This is a genomic window from Clostridium beijerinckii HUN142 (assembly GCF_000621745.1).
Classification (GTDB): Bacteria; Bacillota; Clostridia; order Clostridiales; family Clostridiaceae; genus Clostridium; species Clostridium beijerinckii_A.
The window spans coordinates 52,767-77,452 of sequence record NZ_JHXK01000018.1 but is presented as its reverse complement, the minus strand read 5'-3'; the positions used below and the strand labels follow the sequence as shown (position 1 = coordinate 77,452).

Below are 24,686 nucleotides of genomic sequence, written 5' to 3'. Positions count from 1 at the left end.
CATGCATTTTTGCAAACAAAAAAACCTCATCTCTAAAAATAGAGACGAAGTAATATCCGTGGTTCCACTCTAATTACCTAAAACAAACTGATTAAAATAGGTCAAATAAAATAAACATTAAAAACCTTTTAAAAAAAATCAGTTAAATAGGTCACTTGAATTTATCGTAACGTGATAATTACGGGCTTTATTAGGGCCACTCAGAGGTGGTTTTCAGTCTAAATTTATATAAGAATAATCGCACCAACATATTCTCTCTCTGAAAAATAAGATTTTAGCTTACTGTCCTCATCAACGTGTTTATTTATTATATTAATATCCTTAATTATAAGCACATGATTTTTAGATGTCAACTAATTAACAAAAAAAACACAAAAGATACTAAGATTTTCAGAATATATTGGATATTTTAACAAAATTATAATAAGGCCTTAACCTAGAATTTATTAAAATCAAATAAAATTTATGTATATTAGGTTGTATTTAGTATTTTTTCAGGAGGTAGAGATGAATAGAAGTATTAAAAGTATAAAAGTTAAAATTATTATGTTCTTAATACCAATGTTATTAATTGCATTTATAGCTTTGTCGGGAATAGGATATAGATTTGCAAGTAAGTCATTAAAAGAGAGTAACTTAAATGTAATGGAAGAGATGACGAAAACTGCTGCATCACGAGCAGATGATCAAATAAAAAGTGAGATTAGGAACCTTGAAGTAATTGCAAGCAATCCGATAATAACGGATAAGAATGTACAGATAGAAGAAAAAATTCAAATACTTAAACCAGCATTGAAAACAGTTGGACAATTAGAAATGAGTATAAGTAATAAAGATGGAAATTCAATAGATACTTTAGGAAATAAGAAATCAATAAAGACAACACAAAGTTTCATGAAATCAATAAATGGTGAAAATTCAATAACCAATCCATATATAGATCCAATCACAAAGAAAAAAGTCATATCATATTCAGTACCTATCAAGGATTCTTCAAATAGTGTTATAGGAATTATTACATCGATAAAGGATTGCAAAGATTTTGCGTCTCTAAATAAAGAAATTAATTTCTTGAAAACAGGAAATTTATTAATTGTAGATAGTAATGGTAATTTTATAGTTTCAGAAGATGAGAGCTTGGTAAATGAGAATAAAAATATAACCAATATGACCTCTGATAAAGAAAATTTACAAGATCTAAATAACATAGGAAAAAGTATGACAATTGGGACCCAATATGGAACAGGAAAATATACTTATGAGGGTAAAGAAAGATATATATCATATAGCCCAATAGGGAAGACAGGTCTTGCCATAGGAATCACAGTAGAAGAAAAAGACCTACTAAGTGCATTAAACAGTTTAGCTTTCATTGATATTATAGTGACTGTGATTATGACGCTACTAATATTAACTATTATAATAGGCTTTACAATTATAGTTGTAAACAGGTTACTTGGGGCAAAATATTATGTAGATAGTATTGCTAAAGGTGATTTTTATACTAAAGTTGATGATAAATATACTAAAGGTAATGATGAAATAAGTGAAATATGCCTAAGTGTAAGCCAAGCTAAAGAATCAGTAGGGAAAATGATAGAGGCAGTAAGAGAGGATTCAAATATAGTTAAAGAAGGTTCTGTATCATTAAATCAAATTGCAGAAGAACTATCAATTCTTACAGAGGAAATATCAGCATCTATAGGAGAGGTTTCTAATAATACTAATAAACAAAGCCATGACTTTGTACAGATAAGCACTAAGCTTGAAAACTTTGGTGAAAATATAACTGAAGTTAAGAATAATGTTCATTCAATTAATGAAGATATTGCAATAATCAATGATAAATCTTTAAAAGGAACTAAAGACATAGAAGAATTAAATGGTGGAATTATAAGTGTTAATGATAGTTTCGAAAAGTTTTTAATTAGCATAGAGTATATACAAGGTGATATGAAAAATGTTAATGGGATTACAAATATTATCAATGGAATATCTGAACAAATAAATCTTCTAGCACTTAATGCAGCTATTGAAGCAGCTAGCGCAGGCGATGCAGGACGAGGGTTTAGCGTAATAGCATTAGAAGTGAAAAAGCTTTCAGACAAAAGTAAGGAGTCTGCACAGAATATTTATAAGATAATAAATAGACTCATAAATATAATAAATAAACTTGTAGAAGAGTCTAAAAATATGGAGAGTGAGTTGCATGAGCAGAAGGAAATGATTTATAATGCATCAAGTTCATTTTCAGAAATAGCACTGCTAGTTAAAGAAATAGCACCTAAAGTATCTAATATAGATAGTGTGTTTAATAATATTAATCACAGCAAAGATTTAATTGTTGAAACTGTATATGAGTTATCAGGAGAAATAACAGAGACATCAAATTCCTTGGAGCAAGTAACGAATTCCTCAGTTCAGCTTGCACGCCTTGCAGAGAAAGTTAACAGCAGTTCTGATATTTTACTAGATAGAGCAGATGATTTGCTGCAAAAAGTTAATCAATTTAAAATCAAAGAAGAAGATTTAACAAAGGACACCGATATATCTGTACAAAATTCAAAAGCAAATAATCCATGTGAAGAAAAATCATATTCCAGTGGGGGCGGAGAGTTAGACACTAAGAATAAGAGCTTAGAAAAAACGAATTTATTAAATAAGTTTGAAGACTCAAGAGATATTAATCAATATGAAAGAAATCTAGATCTTGACTTGGAGAAAGAATTAAAGGAATTATCAATATTACCTGAGGAAGAAATTAATTTGGAATTTAGCAATTATGGGACAAATGATTTAGATTTATCACTGGCAGAACACTTTGTTGATTTAAGTGTATCTCCGCTAGAAAAGTTAGAAGTAGATACATCAACTAAAGACTTTGGATGGGGGTGTTCGAAGATGACAGAAATTAAAGAATATATTAAGCTAAAAGATGATGGAGAATGTACGGAGGATGATTTAGGAAGATATAATATATCGTAGGTTATCATATAAATACGTCTGGAAGATTATCACATATGTATAAAATTTAATATTGATTTAATATATTGAATAGATGTATAATATTGGTAGGCGGATGTGGCGGAATTGGCAGACGCACTAGACTTAGGATCTAGCGCCTTTCGGTGTAAGGGTTCGACTCCCTTCATCTGCACCAATAAGCGGGAATGACTCAATGGTAGAGTGTCACCTTCCCAAGGTGGACGTTGCGGGTTCGAGCCCCGTTTTCCGCTCCAGTAAGAATATAAAGCTTGAATTAAAATAACAAATATCTAAAACCAAAAAGCTTGTTTTAGATATTTGTTATTTTAATTTACACATGATTACTAAGATAAATTTAATTATATAAACATAATAAGTTAATAATTGTCTTCAATCAATTTGTCTAAAGTTAAGTTAACAATCATTTCTTCAGAGTAAAATTTTTCACCCATTATTTTAAATATTACTTCTGATTTTTTATAACCTTCTTTATAAAGCTTTAAGTTTCTTGTAATTCTTTTAAGAGTGTTTCTAGGTATATTTAATTCTAATGCTAGTTCCTTAAAAGAATAATAGTCTTTTTTTAGCATATCGTATAATTTATTTTGAAGATCTAACTTATATCTATAATCAACTTCTTTGGATTGGTGGGGACCATATTTTCCTCTATGATGGGAAGGACATAAATATTTATAATTTAGTTCTATATCAAAGCCACCTTCACTTCTGTGAACAATATGATGTATATCAGCTTCGGCATTACATATTTCACATAAAGACAATGTTTAATCCTCCTTAGAATCTACCCTATATAAAAATATATTAATTATTAAAATTTATTTAAATTAAAAAAATAATAGAATTCTTAATATAATAATATGATAACTGTAAATAACTTGACATTTAATATTATAAAGTAATAAATAAGAAATATCAATTTGAATATCTATAATAAAAGTCTAAAATTTTGTAATAAAATAATAAAATGGGGATAATATATTAATGTGTATATATTAAACAAATTTATCCAAGAATAAACAATTATGAGATAAATGAGTTATAATATAATTAGAGAACAAAAGATAACTATTAATAATATATTTTATAAAATATTAGTTGGGAAGGTGAGTAAAGTGTGGGAAGTTTATAATTCATTTAATTATTGGGAAAACGTTATCAGTAGGAACAAGACAATAAGAGGACATATGTTTATGCAGAAACCACCAACAGAAAGAAGTATTTATTTTCATACCCTTATATTTGGAAACAATAATGGTATAAATAATATATGGGGATATTTCCCTAATAGAAAGTGTTTGATTGGTTATCTTCAATATTCGTTCTTGCAGGAAGCTTTTTATAAGTGGATATATGGAAAAGAAAAATTAATTACTAGGATTCCACATTTAACTGTTGATAAGATCATTCGTGAGGGAGAAAAACTAAATAAAATAGACAAAGAAGTTGCAAGTAATATGAGGAGAGACTATGATTTTCTAAGTAGTTTATGGAATCTTCCAGCTGAAAAGGCTCAAGCTAGATTAGATAGATTCCCTGCAGAGTTTAACAAGAAGTGGATGGGGGATAATACAGAATTTTTATATATAAAAATTTTCAAGACTCCAGAGGAGCTTGGTGAATTTGTAATTTCATCTTCGTTATTAACAAATACAGAAGAAGAATTAGAAAAGAGAATAGGTATGTCTATTAATGAATGGGGAGATATCTGCAAGAATGCAATAAATGATCCAGACAAAGGAGAAGTATTCAGAGATATTCTACTAAAAAAATTAAGTGAAGTATTTTAGCAGATTAATATATATAATTTGAGGAGCTATCATTAGAAGATTTTAATCTGCTAATGATAGCTCCCTTTTTACTTATAAATCATTATAACTTTTGAATAGTATATTTCTAAAGGTTTATACTTTCAACAGAAGATATACTTTGAGAAGAAATTCCAAGCATTTCGCCAGTAAAGCCAAGGCCCTCTTCGGTAGTAGCCTTAATATTGATTTTATTGATATCTATATTCAGAGCAATTGAAATATTCTTTCTCATATTTTCAATATGAGGTAGCATTTTTGGTTTTTGAGCTATTATTGTAGCGTCTATGTTGTTTATGGCATAGCCAGACTCAAAAAGCAATTTACCTGTTTCTTCAAGAAGTATGATACTGGATATGCCGCTGAATCTGCTATCTGTATCAGGAAAATGCTTGCCTATATCGCCAAGAGCACATGCGCCCAATAAAGAGTCTATTATAGCGTGGATAAGAACATCCGCATCTGAATGACCTAGTAGCCCTTTCTCATATGGAATTTCTACTCCTCCTAAAATTAATTTTCTATTTTCAACTAATCTATGAACATCATACCCTAATCCAATTCTCATATAATCACCTCATTGTATATGTTTTGTTATTTTACTATTTTAACATATTATAAGGCTTTTTATATAAATAATTATTCTAATTTAAAATACGTCTACGTCTACTTGAGGACATGTTATCTACGGAACGGGTTTTAGTTTTAATATAAAACTTAATGTTAAACCAAGAGATAAATCTATTTACATGAAAATGTATAAAAGTTATTCTACGTTTTTTTACAAAATCTACATATATAATTTTTCCTCTCATTAATAATCTCCAAAATATTGCTTTTAAATTAAATTTAGATAAAGAAAATTTTATAGATAAATAGCTTTATATGCTATAATATCATAGTATGAAGAACTTATACAAAGGGTTAATCTTTTAAAGAGGTGTTAAGTTTATGGAAAATTTAGGCTTTAGTAAAGACAAGTATGTATTTTCATCTATGCCATCGATGTTCTTGATAGGAGATACGGCAGAAGATATTAGAAAGAAACAGATATCTTTATTTATAAATGAATTAAGTTCATATAATGTTTTACTTAAGGATTTGGTAAACTTTCCAATTAAAGAAGTTGATAGAAATATAGCTTTAAATATAGCCTATTATATAGCTGGTCATGAGGATTTACTAAGAATAATCAATGAAAAAAGAGTTTTACCTATAGTTAAGATAAGTAAATTAACTAGGATAAAATCTGAAATTATAAATAAATTTAGGGACCACATAATAGCTTATTGTATTATAATAACTAATTCCAATTATAGATTTATTCAAGATTATCTAAGAATAAAATTAAAAGAAGATAATCAAGTGGTGGGTATTTCCAGTAAAAATCAACAATTATATAAAGGAATAGTAATAAAAGCTTCTAAAAATTCAGCATATATATTAACTTCAAAAGGAGAATTTTTAAAGATAAAAACTTCTAGTAAATCAAATGTTGGAGATATATGTGAAGGAAAAGAGAAGAAAGGGGTTAGAGGCTATAAAATACATATCTCTATATTGCTATTTATATTAATATTGATTGGCAGCGGTATAACTATTGAATATAGGACAACACAGAGCATAATAGTTATAGAAACAACTTCTAATATAAAGATTAATATTAATAAATTTAATAAAGTTATATATGTCTATTCACCTACGGACAAAGGAAAAGAACTTGTAGGAAATATTGATGTTTTAAACAAGGATGTTGATGAGGCTATAGTAGAGATATTTGAATATGCATTAGATAATCAAATGTTAGATTTAAGTAAGAAAACATTAATAACAATTAACGGACAAGCTTTAAAATATGGGGAGCTTACTAAAACAAATAAATTTATATATGAACACAATATACCTATAGCTATAAATAATGCAGGAAACCAACAAAAGTTACCTAAATACTCAACTGAAGATGGCAAAGAAGAAAAAAAATAACTCTTTATTTAAGAGTTATTTTTTAGTTTGAGCTAAAACTTCCTTAAAAGTACTCATGTCATATTTTGAACTGATATAAATTCTATCAAGTTTAAGAATATTATCATCTCTATCTGAGAGTCCTCTTTTAGTAGTGAATGCTAAAGTATAACCTGAATCTTTAGCTGCTTTAACACTATCATCATTAAAATCTCCAAATGGATAAGCAATTGAATCAACTTTTTTTCCTGTTATTGATTCCAAGGTCTCTTTTGATTCTTTCAATTCACGTAACTGCTTATCATATGTAAGCTGATTAAGTTTAGGATGATTAACAGTATGGCTTTCAATATCTATTCCATAATCAGACATTTCTCTTATAGCTTCTTTTGATAAATAGTAAGAACCATCTAAATCTGAAGTTATACAAAATATTGTTGCTACCATATTTAGATTTTTCAGAATTGGAAAAGCATTGTAGTAATTATCCATATAGCCATCATCAAAAGTAATAACTATGCTTTTCTCAGGAATTGGGGAACTATTTAATAAGTAGTTTTTAAGCTCGTCTAAGGTTAATGTTATATAACCTTGATCTTTTATGTACTTAAGCTGCATCCGAAGACTTTCCGGGGATATTGTAACCTCATTATCAGCTGATTCTCTCACGGAATGGTAATATAATACTGGAACTCCTCTATTGTCAGTAATTAAGTTGGCGTTATTAAAAGATCTTTCATTTTGAATTGTGTTTTGATCTATGCTTGAAGAATCTTTTTTTAATCCGTTTTCAGATACAGCATGATTTTCATCAATACTTGTAGGGCCAGGATTCGAAGCTATGGAATTTTTATAAGATGTATTATGAGTTATTAGGTAAATGGAGAATAGTACAAATAATAAACTAAATATTAAAATACTTAGAGAAATTTTATTTTTGAAAAAGCTTTTGTAAGAAATGTTTCTTGGCGATAAAGTTCTTTTTAACATATTGTTATTGCTCACTTCCTTGCAATTAAAATAAATATAATTTTCTTTTATCATTATACCCTAAACTTAAAGAAAAACTACAAGGCTTATTATAAGTTATTTATGATATATATTACAATTAAGCTCATGTATTTTATTCTTAATTGAGAGATGGGATTACTAAGGCTTTAAATATAAATTTACTATTGAAAAGTATATATAATAAATTTTATTTTTATACGTTTGATCGGAATAACTTATTGAAAAAAGTAGCATAATATAAAAATAGTACAACTTACTAACATTATCCACAGTGGGCTGTGGATAAGATGTTATAAAGATGTTAACATACATAATTTTACATGTTGATTTTGTGGATATAAAATATATTATGTCGCAAAATGAATAAATGAGGGAGGCGCTAAAATGGGTATTATAGCTAATATAACAGGGCTATTAATAGTAAGTTCAATGTTATCCACTGCTTGTCCACAGGAAATGTTTATAAGTAATAAAATGAAAAGTGAAAGTAAAATTAAAATTGTGGATAAATCTATAACTAAAAATCTAAATTATTTAAAATTAGACATAAATATGCCTCAATTAATGGGTGGAAATGATGAAAAAAAGATAAATTTGATAAATAATGCAATTAGTCAAGATATTTTGCCAAGAGCTGAAGAGTCTGAAAAAACAGCGAAAGAATACTTCGGAGAAAAAGGACAAGAAACCCCAAGATTTCCCTACGAGATTTATTCAAGATACACAACATCAGAAGATAATAATCAAATTCTTAGCTTATATAATGACTACTATGAGTTTCTTGGAGGTGCCCATGGTATGACAACAAGGACTTCATATACAATAGATAAGAAGAAAGAAAGTTTACTAACTTTAAAGGAATTATTTAGTGAGGGATATAATTATTCGGATATAATAAATAAAGAAATAGAGAATCAAATAAGAAAAAATCCTGAAAATTATTTTGATTCAGGCAATATATTTAAGGGTATCAGTGAAAATCAGAGTTTTTATATAAGGGATGGAAACCTAGTAATATATTATCAGTTGTATGATATAGCGCCGTATGTATTTGGAATTCCTGAATTTGAAATTCCTTTAAAACTATTTGATAAGGATTTTGTCTATTATAAGGATTGGGATTCGGGAAGTAAGAAGTAGGATGATGAAGTTTCCTTAGATATGTTGTTAAACAATAAAATGATTGATATCTTAGCGGTTAACTTATAGATTTAGAATAGATAACAATAATTCTTAGATAAGATTTGAATAAAGGATATGAAAATGAAAGTTAAACCATAGTAATTGATAAAAATATGCCATATAGGATAGAATTACATTATCTATCCTATATAGTATATTTTACTTAGTACTATGGTTTAACTTATTAATAATATCTTTTAATTATTATAAGCACTAGTGTTCTGATTTCCTCTAAATCCATAACCATCTGAAATTATTCTGCCTATTCCAGTTACTTTACCAGTTATGCATCCTCTGCAGTGTGCAGGTGTATCGCCTGTACATATTTTACCTGGATATAGGGCATAAAGCTTTCTATATTCACCTTCAGTAACGTTAGGCATTACAACGTTAGCACCACTTTGAAGTGCAATTATTCTTCCGTTTGGAGTTAGAGACTCCATTGCAGTTGTTGCAGGAATATTTATATCAGGAAGTATTAATCTAGTTAAAGCCATAACTTTTAATGCTAGAGTAAGATTTCCGCCTTGAGCATCCTTTAAAGGTGTATCTTCATTTGGTATAAATGGACCTATACCGATCATATCCGCGTTAATCTCTTTAAAGAAAAGTATATCACTAGCTATAGAGTCTAATGTCTGATTCGGTAAACCAACAAGAATACCACTACCAACTTCATATCCTAAGTTTCTTAAATCCTTTAAACAATTTAATCTTTCCTCGAAACTCATATTAGGATCCATATCTTCATAAAGTTTCTTATCAGTAGTTTCGATTCGTATTAAATATCTATCAGCTCCAGCTTCCTTAAATGCTTTATATTCCTCATAAGTTTTTTCACCTAAGCTTAAGGTTAAAGCGACATTTAATTTCTTTATCTCTTTTACTATGTTTGTCATTCTTTCTTTAGTAAAATAATCATCTTCTCCACCTTGAAGGACAAGCGTTTTATAGCCATAGCTAACAGCTTTTTTAGCAAAGTCTAGAATCTCTTCTTCAGTTAATCTATATCTGTCAAGATTTTTATTGTCTCTACGTAAACCACAATAAAGGCAGTTTCTTTTGCAGATATTTGTAAATTCTATGAGCCCTCTTAAATGAACATAATCCCCCAAATATTTTTGACGTACTTCATCAGCGGCTTTAAATAGTTCTTCATTTATATCATTGTTTTGCAGTAATTCAAGTATTTCATCTTTATTTAAGTCATGTGTAATTTTAGCTTTTTCAATAATTTTATTCATAGTTCCTCCTAAGTTAAAAGAAATTAATAGCTAACTGATATTAGTATACTATAGAATCTAACAACATAACAACATAGTAGTTTGTGTAAAATCTTACATGTGAATTGAGATACATTTGATGAAGAAAATAATTTAATATAAATCAAATGAATAATAAGAAAATTTGGTAATGCAACTTAAGAATGTTTGCACAAAATTATTGCTTTTTTATATATCTAAATAAAGGGGATAAAAATGACTAAAAAGCTAGGAATCTTGTTAATTATAATTTCATTTATACCATGGATATTTATTTTAGGAGTTCCATGGTTAGATATAGATGTTGGAATAAAAGCTATTATAGTAACAGTTTTTATTGTTTTAGGAGAAGTATTGTTTTGGGTTGGAGCAGTGCTGGCAGGAAGAGATATAGTAAAAAAGTACATTAGATGGATTAAACAAACAAGAGAACCTCGAAGAAAATAAGATTTAATTAGGTGAAGTTAAAACTAAGTGCATACTTATTAATCAAAAAATAGAAGTTACTTTTGAAAAGATTCCTATTGGAATTCTTAGCAAGAATATACTTCTTTTATTATATAACTTTAGAATTTTAAGAAGAATATTATAAGAAACCTTAAAACCTATTTTTAAACTTATATTGCATATTATGACCTATGAGGTTACAAACATGTATCCAATTCCTCTATTTGTGATATCTCAAATTTTCAATGTGAAAACCTATAATTGAAATTTATTTTTAATCCCAAATAGGTATAAGTTTGCTTAGAATAAAGAAAACTGATTAATAGTAATAGACAACATTTACGATGAAAATAAAAAACAAATTTGGAGGTAGAAAATGAGAGTTACAAATCCAGAAGAATTAACAAAGAGAATAGAGCAAATAAGGGAAGCTCAAAAAGAGTTTTCAAAATTTTCTCAAGAGGAGGTAGATGAAATATTTAGGCAGGCAGCTATGGCAGCTAATAATGCGAGAATTACTCTTGCTAAAATGGCAGTAGAAGAGAGCGGAATGGGAATAGTAGAAGATAAGGTGATAAAAAATCATTTCGCAGCTGAGTACATATATAATCAATATAAAGATACAAAGACCTGTGGAGTTATAGAGAGAGATGAAATGTTCGGAATAACTCATATAGCTGAACCTATAGGTGTAATAGCAGCCATTGTACCAACAACTAATCCAACATCAACAGCGATATTTAAAACTTTAATTGCTTTAAAAACACGAAACGGAATAATTATAAGTCCACATCCTAGGGCAAAGAATTCAACAATAACAGCAGCAAAAATAGTTCTAGAGGCAGCAGAAAGAGCAGGTGCACCAAAAGGGATAATCGGGTGGATAGATGAGCCATCAATAGAATTATCCAGAAATGTAATGGCAGAATCTGATATTATACTAGCTACAGGTGGTCCGGGAATGGTTAGAGCAGCATATTCATCAGGAAAACCGGCTATAGGAGTTGGTGCAGGAAATACTCCGGCTATAATTGATGACACGGCGCATATAAAAATGGCTGTAAACTCAATTTTGCTTTCTAAAACTTTTGATAACGGCGTAGTTTGTGCATCAGAACAAAGCATAATAGCTATGGAATCAGTATATGATAAAGTCCTAAAGGAACTAGATGAGAGAGGTGCTTATATACTTAAAGGTGAAGAAATTGATAAGGTCAGAAGTATAATATTAGATTCAAAGGGATCATTAAATTCAGAGATTGTTGGACAATCAGCGCATAAGATAGCAAAAATGGCTGGAGTTGAGGTATCAGAAGCTGTCAAAGTGCTAATTGGAGAAGTTGAATCGCCTGAATTAGAAGAACCATTTTCACATGAAAAGTTATCGCCAATATTAGGCATGTATAAAGCTAAAACTTTTGATGATGCACTAAGATTAGCTTCTAGAATGATAGAGCTAGGTGGATTTGGTCATACATCAATACTTTATACAAACCAAATGGAATCAGTAGATAGAATAGAGAAGTTTGGAGTAGCTATGAAGACTGCTAGAACTTTGATAAATATGCCAGCATCTCAGGGCGCAATCGGGGATATATATAATTTTAAGTTAGCACCATCTTTAACTCTTGGCTGTGGATCTTGGGGCGGAAATTCAATATCAGAAAATGTAGGACCTAAGCACTTAATCAATGTTAAGAGAATTGCCGAGAGGAGAGAAAATATGCTTTGGTTTAGAGTTCCAGACAAAATTTACTTTAAATTTGGATGTCTTCCAGTAGCCTTGGAAGAATTAAATGCAATGAAGAAAAGAAGAGTATTTATAGTGACAGATAGAGTGTTATTTGATTTAGGATATACACATAAGATTACAGATATTTTAAGTAAAAACCATATTGAATATAAGATATTCTCAGATGTAGAGCCTGACCCAACATTAAAAGCTGCAAAATTAGGGGCAGATGCTATGAGAGAATTTAATCCAGATGTTATTATAGCTATAGGTGGAGGATCGCCTATGGATGCAGCTAAAATTATGTGGGTAATGTATGAGCATCCAGATGTTAGATTTGAAGACTTAGCTATGAGATTTATGGATATTAGAAAGAGAGTATACGAATTCCCTCCAATGGGAGAAAAGGCAATTTTAGTTGCAATTCCAACATCTGCAGGAACAGGCTCAGAAGTAACTCCATTTGCAGTTATAACTGATGAGCAGACAGGAGTTAAGTATCCTCTTGCAGATTATGAGTTAACTCCTGATATGGCAATAATAGATGCTGAACTTATGATGAGTATGCCTAAAGGATTAACGGCTGCATCAGGTATAGATGCTTTGGTTCATGCAATTGAAGCTTATGTTTCGGTGTTAGCATCTGAGTATACAAATGGATTAGCATTAGAGGCTATTAGGTTAACATTTAAATACTTACCTGATGCATATAATGGAGGTACTACAAATGTTAAAGCTAGAGAAAAGATGGCTCATGCATCTTCTGTAGCGGGTATGGCCTTTGCGAATGCATTCTTAGGAATATGCCACTCAATGGCTCATAAATTAGGTGCATTCCACCATGTACCTCATGGAATTGCAAATGCCTTATTAATAGATGAAGTAATTAGATTTAATGCAACAGATGCACCTAGAAAGCAAGCAGCATTCCCACAATATAAATATCCAAATGCAGGATGGAGGTATGCAAGAATAGCGGATTATCTAAATCTAGGAGGAAATACAGAAGAAGAAAAAGTTGAACTATTAATTAAAGCAATAGATGATTTAAAGACCAAAGTTGGAATACCAAAGAGCATAAAAGAATTTGGAGTTTCAGAAGAAAAGTTCTATGCTTCAATGGATGAAATGGTAGAGCAGGCTTTTGATGATCAATGTACAGGTGCAAATCCAAGATATCCATTAATGAGTGAGATTAAAGAGATGTATATAAAGTCATATAATGGTAGCATTAAATAAAGACGATAGATAGAAAGTAAAAGAGCTATATCAAACAATTTTGATATAGCTCTTTTATTAATCTAATTATACAATCCTAAAAGTGTCTTATGCAGCTTTCATAGAGGAGTCATTAGTTTCTCTATTTCTATTCTTTTCATTATTTTCTTCAATGAAACCTCTAACAACCTTAATAGTTTGTATTATTAAAGTTGGAATGAAAGCAAATAAGTGAACTAATATTAATTCGTTAGTAGTAAGTGGAGTTATTTCAAATAATCCTTGAAGTGCTGGTATGAGTAAAACTGCATTCACAAGCACAACACCTGATATAAAGGCGATCCAACTGAATTTATTATTGAAAACTCCAAGAGCAAAGATAGATTTTTTGCCTCGGCAGTTAAATCCATGGAATAATCTAGCTAAACATAAGGTACTAAATGCCATAGTCATTGCAAGTCCGTGGCTTCCAGTAGCTAAGCCAATATGGTAAGAAATCATAGTGAATATTCCAATCAGCAAACCTTGACAGGAAATATCTATTATAAAATCTTTAGTTAAAATAGATTCTTTAGCATCTCTAGGTTTATCTTTTAAAACATCTTTTTTGGATTTTTCCATACCAATTGCAATAGCAGGTAAACTATCTGTTAATAAGTTTATGAATAATAAGTGTACGGCTGCAAATGGAATAGGGAGCGCAAATATTGATGAATATAGTACTGCAAGAATTCCAGAAGCATTACCTGAGAGTAGGAACTTAATTGAATTCTTTATATTAGCATAAATATTTCGTCCATTTGTAACTGATTTAACAATAGTAGCAAAGTTATCATCTGTTAAAATCATTGAAGCAGCATCTTTTGAAACTTCAGTACCTGTTATACCCATTGCAATACCAATGTCAGCTTGCTTTAATGCAGGTGCATCATTAACACCATCTCCAGTCATAGCTACAATTTTACCTTTATTTTGCCATGCTTTAACTATTCTTATTTTATGTTCTGGAGATACTCTTGCGTAAACGGAAATGTGCTTTAATTTTGAGCTGAGTTCGTCATCAGACATTTTATCAAGTTCCAAGCCTTCTACAGCTAAGTCACCTTCTTGCAATATTCCAATTTCTTTAGCAATAGCTGATGCCGTAATCTTGTGGTCTCCAGTGATCATAATTGGTTTAATAGAAGCTTTAATACAATCGCTAACAGCTGTTTTAGATTCTTCTCTAGGTGGATCAATCATTGAAATTAAACCTAAGAAAGTATAATTATCCTCATCTTCTAAAGTAAGCTCTTTATTTTGGTCAAGTTCTTTATAGGCAAAAGCTAAAACTCTTAATCCTTGAGATGATAGTTCTCTATTAACATTATTTATATTGATTTTATCATTGTTAGTGAAGTTTGCTATTCCAGTTGAAGTTTTTATTGAAGTTACTCTATTAAGTAATACATCAAGAGCACCTTTGGTAACCATTATATATTTTCCATCAATTTCATGAAGTGTACTCATAAGTTTTCTGTCAGAATCAAAAGGAATTTCGTTAAGTCTTGGGTAACTGCTTCTACATTCAATTTCATTTAAAGAGTATTTATGCCCTAAATTTACTAAGGCAACTTCCGTTGGATCACCTATCTCAGCACCATCTATAGAAGTAGAATCATTACATAGTACAGAGCTAGTTAAAAGGAAATTTGAATCAGAATCTTTAAGAACTATTTTATTGCTATCAATTAACTTATTATCAACAAAAATCTTTTTTACAGTCATCTTATTTTGTGTTAATGTACCAGTTTTATCTGAACAAATAACAGATACGCATCCAAGACCTTCAACAGCTTTTAGCTTTTTAATAATAGCATTCTCTTTAGCCATTGATTGTGTACCTATAGCAAGTACAATTGTAACTATAGAACTAAGCGCTTCAGGAATAGCAGCAACAGCAAGAGCAACCGCAAACATTAATGAATCTAATATATCAATACCTCTATACATACTTAACCCAAATACAATAACACAGATACCAATTATTCCAAAGGCTAACTTCTTAGAAAATTCATCTAAGGAAACTTGAAGTGGCGTACTTTTTTCCTGAGTTTCTTCCATAAGAGTAGCAATCTTACCAAGCTCAGAGTTCATACCAGTATTAGTTACAAGAACAGTAGCTCGTCCATAAGTAACTAGTGAACTAGAGAAAACCATGTTTTTTTGATCGCCTAAAGCAACCTCATCTTTATCAATAACTTCAGAGAACTTGTCTACACTCTCTGATTCACCAGTTAATGAACTTTCATTAACCTTAAGAGAAAAATTTTCTAAAATTCTACCGTCAGCAACAACTAAATCTCCAGCTTCTAATATTAAAATATCTCCTGGAACAACATCTTTAGATGGAATTTCGATTTTAACTCCATTTCTAATAACTTTAGTACTAGGTGCAGACAATGCCTTTAAACTATCTAGGGATTGCTCAGCTTTAACATATTGAACAGTACCTAAAATAGCATTCATGATTATAACAGCTAGAATTACAAAAGTACTTTCCATATTTCCAGTCATAGCTGAAATAATAGCAGCAGCAATTAATATGATTACTAATAAGTCCTTAAATTGTTCCAGAAATACAGATAAAATGCTTTTCTTCTTTTTTTCATTTAAGGTGTTTTCGCCTACAGAGTTTAGTATTTCATTAGCTTTTTCACTCGTCAGCCCCTTTAAAGTCACATCGAAGGTTTTAAGAGATTCTTCTACTGTTTTAGAAAAATATTTTTTCATTATGGCATCTTCCTTTCAAAGAAAAAATTTAATAAGTACCTGAGTAGCTAAAGTCTATAAAGTGAACATTTTCAGGTAGAGTTTAACTCTGTCTGAATTTAGTTGAACTTATACCCTCAAGGGATACCTCGTTCAGGAATGTACAGTTGTTATACCCTAATTGAAGAAGGGGAATGTTACGGATACTAACTATAGGATAAATTAACAACAAAAAAGACTTTTAATATAACTTCAAATTATTGAAGTTATATTAAAAGTCTCGTTACCTGTTAGGGTATATAACACCAGACTAACAATATAGTCGCGATTGTTGATGTTATATTTATAACTACTCCCTTTTAATATAGTGATTTATTTTATATAATGATTATAGCATTTTATATAGTTTTAGTCAACACACTAAGAGTTATTTTATACGACATATATTGTTTATGCTCCATAAAAAAACAAATAAGCAAACTACTGTTTAAGGTATATGTAAAATTATAACTATTGTTATCATATTGGTTAATATGTATAATTATAACTGCACACGTTAACAATGCTATGTTATGTATGTAATTATATATTTAGACTATAGGGGGAAATTGAAGTGAGATTAAAAAAAGTAAAAGATGTAAAAATCATAAGGAGTATAATTGTAATAGTAATTTTATCTTTGATATCTATAATTGCTATTGGAGTTCTAGGTTACTTAAATACATCTAAAATGTATGCTGCCAATTTGACAATGTATAATAACGTTATTCCAAAACTTAGTGATTGGGGTGATGTTAATGGCAGTATGGGAGTTTTAAGAAATACTTTAACAAAAATAATAGATAGGCCGTTCGATGAAGCAAATGAGAAAACAATGTTAGAATTAAATACAAATATAACGGAAATAGTAAATAGACAGGCTAAAGAATCGGAAAATGATTTGGAAGAGCACCAATTAGTTATGAAATTTAAAGAAGAATATGAGCAATATTATTCATATATACCTAACATTATTGATCAAAGAAAACAAGACTTAACTCCAGATAAAAAGATTACAAATGATGCTATGGGTGTATATGGAAATCAAATTGCTCAAGATAATAAAGCACTAGTTCAGCTTCAAAAGGATAGGGCTACAAATGAGATTAATAAATCTATGGGCGCATATAGGAAAAATATATTTATGTTTATAAGTATATTGAGCGTATCAATTCTGGCTCTAGCGTTTATGTCAACATATATAATATTCATGATTAAGAATTCAATTAAAGAATTTGTACATAAAGTTTCAATCTTATCAGAAGGAAATTTCACTGTAAAGTTTGATACTGAATCCACAAACGAATTTGGAGTGATGCAGAATGCATTAAGCAAGACTATAGCATCTATTGCATCAATTATATCTACAGTAAAGGAAGATTCGAACCTTGTTACAGAGCAATCAATAGAGCTTTCAAGGGTTTCAGAAAAAATGAAGCATTATATAGGAGATGTATCCAGTTCAATTCATGATATAGCAGAAGGATCTAACGAACAATCTGAAAGACTTATGTCAATAAACAATAATTTAAGTTCTTTTAGTGATAAATTAGATTCAATAACAAGATCTGTAGAGAAGGTGGATAAAAGCACTATTAATATTAGTAATGAAGCCAATACCAGTGATGAAAGATTGAGAAATATAGGTATATCGATAAATGAAATTGCAGAATCTTATAATGAGGCACAAAGGAAAGTTAATAAATTAAGTTTAAGTGTAAATAAAATAACAGAAATAACTAATATGATTAATGAAATAGCAGACGAAACCAATTTGTTAGCTCTAAATGCGGCTATTGAAGCGGCAAGAGCAGGTGAAGCAGGTAAGGGATTTTCAATTGTTGCAGATGAAATTAGAAAATTAGCAGAGCAATCTAAAAGTTCATCAGAAGATATTAATAATCTGCTAGGTGACATAAGTTCCGAAACTAAATTAGTTGAAGAAACAACAGGTATTGCTAATAAGAAATTAGAGGAGCAGATTCATACAATAGCATCAACTATAGTTTCATTTAAAGAAATAGTAGAATCTATAGGTGATATAGTCCCTCAAGTTCATGAGATAAATGATGCAATAGTTGATATTAATAATAGAAAAAATAATATAGTAGAAAATGTGGAATTATCATCCGCTGTATCGGAAGAAAATTCGGCTGCATCTCAAGAGATATCCGCATCAGCCCATGAAATGGATAATTCAGCACATAAGGTTTCTAAATCTGCAGAAGAATTGAAAGATATAATGCAGCAGATTACATCTCAAATTGAGAAGTTTGTTCTTTAAAATAGAAATAATTAAATATAGATAAATATCAATTTATCATGGGAATCTCTATGCTGTTAAAATTATAGAGGTTCTCATTTTTATTATAAATTTAAGAAATTTAATATATAGCAACTAAGAATAAACGACTTGATTAAAAAACTAGAAATTCCATTGATGTAAGTTTTCGTATGATTAAATTTATTATTTAAGTTATAATATATAATAGTATTTATTGTGTATGGAGGTTTTTTATGACAGGACTTGTACTTGAAGGCGGAGCATTCAGAGGATTATTTACAGCAGGTGTATTAGACGCATTTTTAGATATAAAGGCAGAAATAAAATATATAGTAGGAGTATCTGCAGGTGCTACTAATGCATATTCGTATGTTTCTAGGCAAAGAGGAAGAAACTTAGAGATAATGGAAAGATTTATGGATAATAAGAGATATATAAGTTATAGAAATTTAATTAGATGTAAATCTCTTATGGATTTAGAATTTGTATTTGACGAGATACCTAATAAGCATTGTCCATTTGATTATAAATCATTTTATGAATTTGATGGGAAGATGTTAGCGGGGGCTTTTAATATTGAGACTGGAAAGAATGAGTACTTTGATAAAGATTTATTGGATAAAAGAAATTCAATTCTTAGAGCAAGCATAGCAATACCATTAGTATTTCCATTTGAAAAGATAGACGGACAATATTATGCTGATGGAGGTCTTTCAGAGCCTATACCAATTACTAAGTCAATAGAGGATGGCAATGACAAACACATAATAGTACTAACAAGGAATGAGGGGTATAGAAAGACAAAATCTAAAGCCAATGAAGTAACTTATAGGCTTTATAAAAATAAGTATCCAAAGCTTGCAGATGTGCTAAAAAATAGGCATATTAAATATAATGAGCAACTTGATTACTGCAAAGAATTAGAGGAAAGTGGAAAAGCATTTATAATAAGACCAAGTATAAGTATGGATATAAGTAGATTTGAGCGAAATAAAAGTAAACTAAAAGCAATATATCAAAATGGGTATGATTTGATTATTCAAAATAAAGAAAAAATACTTAAATATATTGGATAATATTTTAGAAAAGTATTTTTAAATAGATAAATTAGCATGTATTGTGAATATGTTCAAATGGAATATGTTAAACTTTAAAATCTGCAAATGTAGGATTCTAGCTGTTTTTCATGTATAATGTACTAATAAAATATAAATTTTAGACAATAAAGCAAACAAGGGAGATATATATGTTTACATCCAATAGCAAAACACCTAAAGTATATGATCAAGTTATAGAACAAATTAAGGGTAACATAAAAAGTGGTAAATTAAAAAAGGGAGATAGATTGCCATCAGAAAGAGAAATGTCAGAATCTCTTGGAGTATCACGTGCATCCATAAGAGAGGCATTGAGAGCACTAGAAGTGGTAGGGCTTGTGGAAAGCAGGCAAGGCGCAGGAAATTATATAAAAACTAATTTCGATAATTCGTTATTTGAACCTCTTTCTGTTATGTTTATGTTACAAGAAAGTTCAATTGAAGAAATGTATGATTTAAGAGAAACATTGGAGCTTCGTTGCGCTAGGTTATCCGCTAAAAATATAGAAAATAATGAGCTAGAGCTTTTGACAGCAATATTAGATAGAATGTATATAGCAGAAAATGAGGCAGAGAGTCTTGAACTTGATATTAAGTTCCATTATTTAATAGCTAAAACCTCAAGAAATACTTTACTTATAAATGTTCTTGAAGTTATATCCCAGCTTATGGATGAATTCATTCGAAAATCAAGAGCGCAAATTTTACATACAGGAAAAACTAGAGAGAATTTATTAGAGATTCATGAGAATTTAGTGAGAGCATTGAAATGCAGAGATGCTAGTAAAGCTCATAATGCTATGGAAGAGCATTTTGATTTGATTCGAGGAGCTTATGGATATAAAAAATAAAAATATATTATTTTAAAAATAAGATGGATAAAATATGATCGTTGTTGAGATCATTTTTTTATCCATTTTATTTTTGTTATATTTTAAACAAAAAATGCTTAAATACGATTAATTAAAAATATAAATTAAATTTCTATTAAATTTTATATAAGCAAAAAGATATAGAATATGAGGCGCTAAGGAGTATATTGGAATAGAGTCAATGTAAACATTTTCTGTTAAATAAATAACAATACTTTACAAACTATATTTTGGAAAGTATAATTAAATTGAAATTGGTCATACCAATTCGATATTGGTATGACATGTTGGAAAAGAGGAGGAATAAATTAGTTTTATTGTGACTCTAGCAAAAACTATTATATATAGCGGAATAATTAAACTGATATTGGATTTTATCAAGAAATAAATTGAAGTAATTTTTAAAAGTTTGTTTATTCCACATTGTTTTGACAAAACTACTACTATCACTTTGCCAATCAGTGTTTGGAATTAAAAATACAGTTTTAGGAGGAAGTTATCATGAATATTTTAGTTTGCATTAAGCAGGTACCAGGAACATCTAAAGTTGAGGTTGATCCAGTTACAGGAGTTTTAAAGAGAGATGGCATAGACTCCAAAATGAATCCATATGATCTGTATGCTCTTGAAACAGCTCTTAAGATTAGGGAGAGCGAAGGAGGAACTGTTAAAGTCTTAAGTATGGGTCCTAATCAAGCTTTAAGTGTAATCAAGGAAGCTTACACAATGGGTGCTGATGAAGGTACATTATTATCAGACAGAAAATTTGGAGGAGCTGATGTTTTAGCTACATCGTATACAATAGCTCAAGGCGTGAAAAAGATGGGAGATTTCGAACTTATTATTTGCGGTAAACAAACAACAGATGGGGATACAGCGCAGGTAGGATCTGAAATGGCTGAATGGTTAAAGATACCACATGTAGCTAACGTTAAAAACATAGTTAACGTAGAAGACTCAACAATAACAGTTGAAATGGATATGCCAGAAAGTATTGAAACAGTAAAGATAGCGTACCCATGTCTAATCACTGTAGATAAAGGAATTTTTGAACCAAGGTTGCCTTCTTATAGAAAAAAACTTTCGACTAAAGATAGAGAAATAAAAATATTAAGCCTAAAAGATTTTGATGATAAAGATGAGAAGAATTATGGACTTAATGGATCACCAACTCAAGTAGAGAGAATATTTCCACCAGAAGTTAATAATGATAGAGAAATGTGGACAGGCAGTTCTAGTGAATTAAGTGGAAAAATGGGAGAGAAATTAAAAGAATTGAAATTTATTTAGGTATTAAATATTAGTAAAGATATCTCACAAAGATAATTAAAGGGGAGAATGCGTTATGGCAAAGTTAGTAGTAAATCAAGAGAAAATATTAGATATTGATGAGTTAATTAAAATATGTCCTTTTGGTGCCCTTGAAAATAATAATGGAGTTGTTGAAATAAGTGGAGCATGTAAAATGTGTAAGCTTTGCGTTAAAAAGGGTCCTAAGGGAGCTGTTGAATATATAGAGGAGCAAGTCAAAGAGATAGATAAAAGTCTTTGGAATGGGATAGGCGTTTATGTTGATCATGTAGATGGGGAAATACATCCTGTTACTTATGAGCTAATAGGAAAGGCAAGAGAATTAGCAGGAAAGATAAATCATCCAGTATATGCTGTATTTATTGGAAATAATATTTCTCATAAAGCTGAAGAATTATTACACTATGGTGTAGATAAGGTATTTGTATATGACGATGAGGAATTAAAGTATTTTAGAATAGAACCATATACAGCTGCTTTCGGAGATTTTATAAATAATGTAAAACCAACAGCGATTTTAGTCGGTGCTACAACTATAGGTAGATCTTTAGCGCCAAGAATAGCTGCTAGATTTAAAACTGGACTTACAGCAGATTGTACAATATTAGATATGAAGGAAAATACAGATTTAGTTCAAATTAGACCGGCATTTGGTGGTAATATAATGGCTCAGATAGTTACTCCAAATTCTAGACCTCAATTAGCAACTGTTAGATATAAAGTTATGACAGCTCCAAAAAGAAACGATGATATTTCAGGAGAAATAGTAGAATGTTCTATAGATAAAGAAAAACTTTTATCTAAAATTACAGCGCTTAGTATAAAGAAAAAAGATGCCGAAGTAGGAATAAGTGATGCTGAAGTAATAGTTGCAGCAGGAAGAGGAATTAAATCAGAAAAGGATTTAGAATTAGTAAAAGAATTAGCTAAACTTTTAGGAGCAGAATTTGCATGTACTAGACCTCTAATAGAGGCAGGTTGGGTTGATGCGAAGAGACAAATTGGATTAAGCGGTAGAACTGTAAGGCCAAGACTTATCATAGCTTGTGGAATATCTGGAGCAGTTCAATTTACAGCTGGAATGAATAATTCAGATTATATATTTGCTATAAATGCTGATGATAAAGCACCAATATTTAAGGTTGCTCACTATGGAGTTGTTGGAAACTTGTATGAAATAATTCCAGAATTAATAGAAAAAATAAAAATGGCTAAGGAGGCATAGGTGATGAGTTACAAAGAAGTTGAATTAAAGGATTATCAATATATATTATCTATAGCAGAGAATGATTTGGAGAGAGTTTTCTTTAGAGAAGAAATAAATGAAGACTATAGCCATGATGAATTAGGTGGAATTAAGAAAATGCCTGATATAGTTATTCAAACCATAAGTGCTGATGAAGTTTCAAAAGTAATGAAATATGCCTATGAGAATAATATTCCTGTTACTCCAAGGGGATCAGGAACAGGACTTGTTGGAGCAGCGGTTCCACTTAAAGGTGGAATAGTTATAGACCTTAGCAGAATGAATAAAATTTTAGAATTAGATGAAGAAAACCTTACTCTTACATTAGAACCGGGAGTATTACTTATGGAGATAGGTAAATATGTTCAAGAATTTGACTTATTTTATCCACCAGATCCAGGTGAAAAATCAGCAACAATTGGAGGAAATATAAGTACTAATGCAGGAGGTATGAGAGCTGTAAAATATGGAGTAACTAGAGACTATGTAAGAGGACTTGAGGTTGTATTACCAAATGGTGATATAGTAAATTTAGGAGGAAAAGTAGTTAAAAACAGCTCAGGATATGCACTAAAGGATTTAATCGTTGGTTCAGAAGGAACTTTAGGAATAGTAACAAAGGCTATTTTGAAATTGTTACCACTTCCTAAAAAGGCTTTAAGCTTGCTTATTCCTTTTGAAAGTCTCGAAAGAGCGATAGAGACTGTGCCTAAAATAATTAAATCTAAGTCAATACCAACAGCAATCGAATTTATGCAGAGAGAAGCGATACTTGCTGCAGAAGAATTTTTAGGAAAAAGTTTTCCAGATAAATCATCTGATGCATACCTATTATTAACTTTCGATGGAAATTCCACAGAAGAAATTGAAAAGGATTATGAAAACGTAGCTAATATTTGTTTAGAAGCTGGAGCTTTAGATGTATTAATCTCAGATACTGAAGAAAGACAAGAATCAATATGGTCAGCTAGAGGTTGTTTCCTTGAAGCAATTAAAGCATTAACTACTGAAATGGATGAAGTTGATGTTGTTGTTCCAAGAAATCAAATAGGAAAGTTTGTAACATTTACTCATGAACTTGAACGTACTGCTAATATAAGAATAAAAAGCTTTGGACATGCAGGTGATGGAAATCTTCATATATATATATTGAGAGATGACCTTGACCAAGAAGCATGGGAATCTAAATTAAAAGAAGTTATGCAAATAATGTATAATAAAGCTAAAGAATTAGATGGCCAGGTGTCAGGAGAACATGGAATAGGATTTGCAAAGAAGGGATATTTAAAAGAATCACTTCCAAGTGAATGTATTGGAATAATGCAAGGAATTAAATTAGCCTTTGATCCTAAGAACATATTAAATCCAGGAAAAGTATGTGAATAGAATAAAAAAGTATTTAATGAATACTAGCAAATTATAAATATAAGTAATTTAATTAGGCTTTATTTACAAATCGAA

At 29.9% G+C, this 24,686-nt stretch carries 17 protein-coding genes, 2 tRNA genes and 1 other annotated feature; of the genes, 14 read left to right on the top strand and 5 right to left on the bottom strand.

Annotated features, from left to right (window positions below):
• Nucleotides 1–37: 37 nt before the first annotated feature.
• Nucleotides 38–304, bottom strand: a binding site (T-box leader).
• A 203-nt stretch (nt 305–507) separates the two neighbouring features.
• From T483_RS0109165 to T483_RS0109155, 3 genes are all read left to right on the top strand, one after another.
• Complete coding sequence (locus T483_RS0109165) at nt 508–2,985, top strand: methyl-accepting chemotaxis protein (protein WP_026886595.1); 2,478 nt, start codon at nt 508–510, stop codon at nt 2,983–2,985.
• A gap of 90 nt (nt 2,986–3,075) precedes the next feature.
• Nucleotides 3,076–3,160, top strand: a tRNA-Leu gene (locus T483_RS0109160).
• A gap of 4 nt (nt 3,161–3,164) precedes the next feature.
• Nucleotides 3,165–3,239 (top strand) — tRNA-Gly (locus tag T483_RS0109155).
• 123 nt (nt 3,240–3,362) lie between these two features.
• Here the strand turns inward: T483_RS0109155 and T483_RS0109150 are convergent.
• Nucleotides 3,363–3,767 (bottom strand): HNH endonuclease, encoded by a 405-nt coding sequence (locus T483_RS0109150; RefSeq protein ID WP_011967645.1) that lies wholly within the window; start codon nt 3,765–3,767, stop codon nt 3,363–3,365.
• A gap of 429 nt (nt 3,768–4,196) precedes the next feature.
• On the opposite strand from T483_RS0109150, the gene T483_RS0109145 reads away from it, so the two are divergent.
• Nucleotides 4,197–4,793, top strand: a complete 597-nt coding sequence (locus T483_RS0109145) for a hypothetical protein (RefSeq protein ID WP_026886594.1) — start codon at nt 4,197–4,199, stop codon at nt 4,791–4,793.
• Nucleotides 4,794–4,899: 106 nt separating this feature from the next.
• Here T483_RS0109145 and ispF read toward each other — a convergent pair whose 3' ends face one another.
• On the bottom strand, nt 4,900–5,379 hold the full coding sequence (ispF, locus tag T483_RS0109140; protein ID WP_026886593.1) for a 2-C-methyl-D-erythritol 2,4-cyclodiphosphate synthase: 480 nt from the start codon (nt 5,377–5,379) through the stop codon (nt 4,900–4,902).
• A gap of 383 nt (nt 5,380–5,762) precedes the next feature.
• On the opposite strand from ispF, the gene T483_RS0109135 reads away from it, so the two are divergent.
• Nucleotides 5,763–6,794 (top strand): anti-sigma factor domain-containing protein, encoded by a 1,032-nt coding sequence (locus T483_RS0109135; protein WP_026886592.1) that lies wholly within the window; start codon nt 5,763–5,765, stop codon nt 6,792–6,794.
• A gap of 15 nt (nt 6,795–6,809) precedes the next feature.
• On the opposite strand, the gene T483_RS0109130 is transcribed toward T483_RS0109135, so the two are convergent.
• The gene (locus T483_RS0109130; RefSeq protein WP_026886591.1) at nt 6,810–7,763 is read right to left on the bottom strand and encodes a polysaccharide deacetylase family protein; all 954 of its coding nucleotides are present in this window, start codon (nt 7,761–7,763) and stop codon (nt 6,810–6,812) included.
• Nucleotides 7,764–8,168: 405 nt separating this feature from the next.
• On the opposite strand from T483_RS0109130, the gene T483_RS0109125 reads away from it, so the two are divergent.
• Nucleotides 8,169–8,924: a DUF3298 and DUF4163 domain-containing protein gene (locus T483_RS0109125; RefSeq protein WP_026886590.1), complete on the top strand. Its 756-nt coding sequence runs from the start codon at nt 8,169–8,171 to the stop codon at nt 8,922–8,924.
• A 239-nt stretch (nt 8,925–9,163) separates the two neighbouring features.
• Here T483_RS0109125 and hydE read toward each other — a convergent pair whose 3' ends face one another.
• A complete protein-coding gene (gene hydE, locus T483_RS0109120) occupies nt 9,164–10,210 on the bottom strand; it encodes a [FeFe] hydrogenase H-cluster radical SAM maturase HydE (protein WP_026886589.1) in 1,047 nt (348 codons plus the stop codon).
• A 234-nt stretch (nt 10,211–10,444) separates the two neighbouring features.
• Between hydE and T483_RS0109115 the strand changes: the two genes are divergently transcribed.
• Nucleotides 10,445–10,675, top strand: a complete 231-nt coding sequence (locus tag T483_RS0109115) for a transporter suffix domain-containing protein (RefSeq protein WP_035790081.1) — start codon at nt 10,445–10,447, stop codon at nt 10,673–10,675.
• Nucleotides 10,676–11,051: 376 nt separating this feature from the next.
• Nucleotides 11,052–13,646, top strand: a complete 2,595-nt coding sequence (adhE, locus tag T483_RS0109110) for a bifunctional acetaldehyde-CoA/alcohol dehydrogenase (RefSeq protein WP_026886587.1) — start codon at nt 11,052–11,054, stop codon at nt 13,644–13,646.
• Nucleotides 13,647–13,733: 87 nt separating this feature from the next.
• On the opposite strand, the gene T483_RS0109105 is transcribed toward adhE, so the two are convergent.
• A complete protein-coding gene (locus T483_RS0109105) occupies nt 13,734–16,397 on the bottom strand; it encodes a cation-translocating P-type ATPase (protein WP_026886586.1) in 2,664 nt (887 codons plus the stop codon).
• A gap of 592 nt (nt 16,398–16,989) precedes the next feature.
• Here T483_RS0109105 and T483_RS0109100 point away from each other — a divergent pair.
• The 6 genes from T483_RS0109100 to T483_RS0109075 all read left to right on the top strand — a co-directional run bounded on the left by T483_RS0109100 (nt 16,990) and on the right by T483_RS0109075 (nt 24,611).
• Nucleotides 16,990–18,699, top strand: a complete 1,710-nt coding sequence (locus tag T483_RS0109100; RefSeq protein ID WP_026886585.1) for a methyl-accepting chemotaxis protein — start codon at nt 16,990–16,992, stop codon at nt 18,697–18,699.
• Between the two features lie 233 nt (nt 18,700–18,932).
• A complete protein-coding gene (locus T483_RS0109095; RefSeq protein ID WP_026886584.1) occupies nt 18,933–19,775 on the top strand; it encodes a patatin-like phospholipase family protein in 843 nt (280 codons plus the stop codon).
• A 170-nt stretch (nt 19,776–19,945) separates the two neighbouring features.
• Nucleotides 19,946–20,647, top strand: a complete 702-nt coding sequence (locus tag T483_RS0109090) for a FadR/GntR family transcriptional regulator (RefSeq protein WP_026886583.1) — start codon at nt 19,946–19,948, stop codon at nt 20,645–20,647.
• 522 nt (nt 20,648–21,169) lie between these two features.
• A complete protein-coding gene (locus tag T483_RS0109085) occupies nt 21,170–21,958 on the top strand; it encodes an electron transfer flavoprotein subunit beta/FixA family protein (protein WP_026886582.1) in 789 nt (262 codons plus the stop codon).
• A 55-nt stretch (nt 21,959–22,013) separates the two neighbouring features.
• Nucleotides 22,014–23,204, top strand: coding sequence for an electron transfer flavoprotein subunit alpha (locus tag T483_RS0109080; protein WP_026886581.1), 1,191 nt, complete (start codon nt 22,014–22,016; stop codon nt 23,202–23,204).
• Between the two features lie 3 nt (nt 23,205–23,207).
• Nucleotides 23,208–24,611 carry an FAD-binding oxidoreductase gene (locus T483_RS0109075; protein ID WP_026886580.1) on the top strand — a complete coding sequence of 468 codons (1,404 nt, stop codon included), beginning with the start codon at nt 23,208–23,210 and terminating at the stop codon, nt 24,609–24,611.
• Nucleotides 24,612–24,686 lie beyond the last annotated feature (75 nt).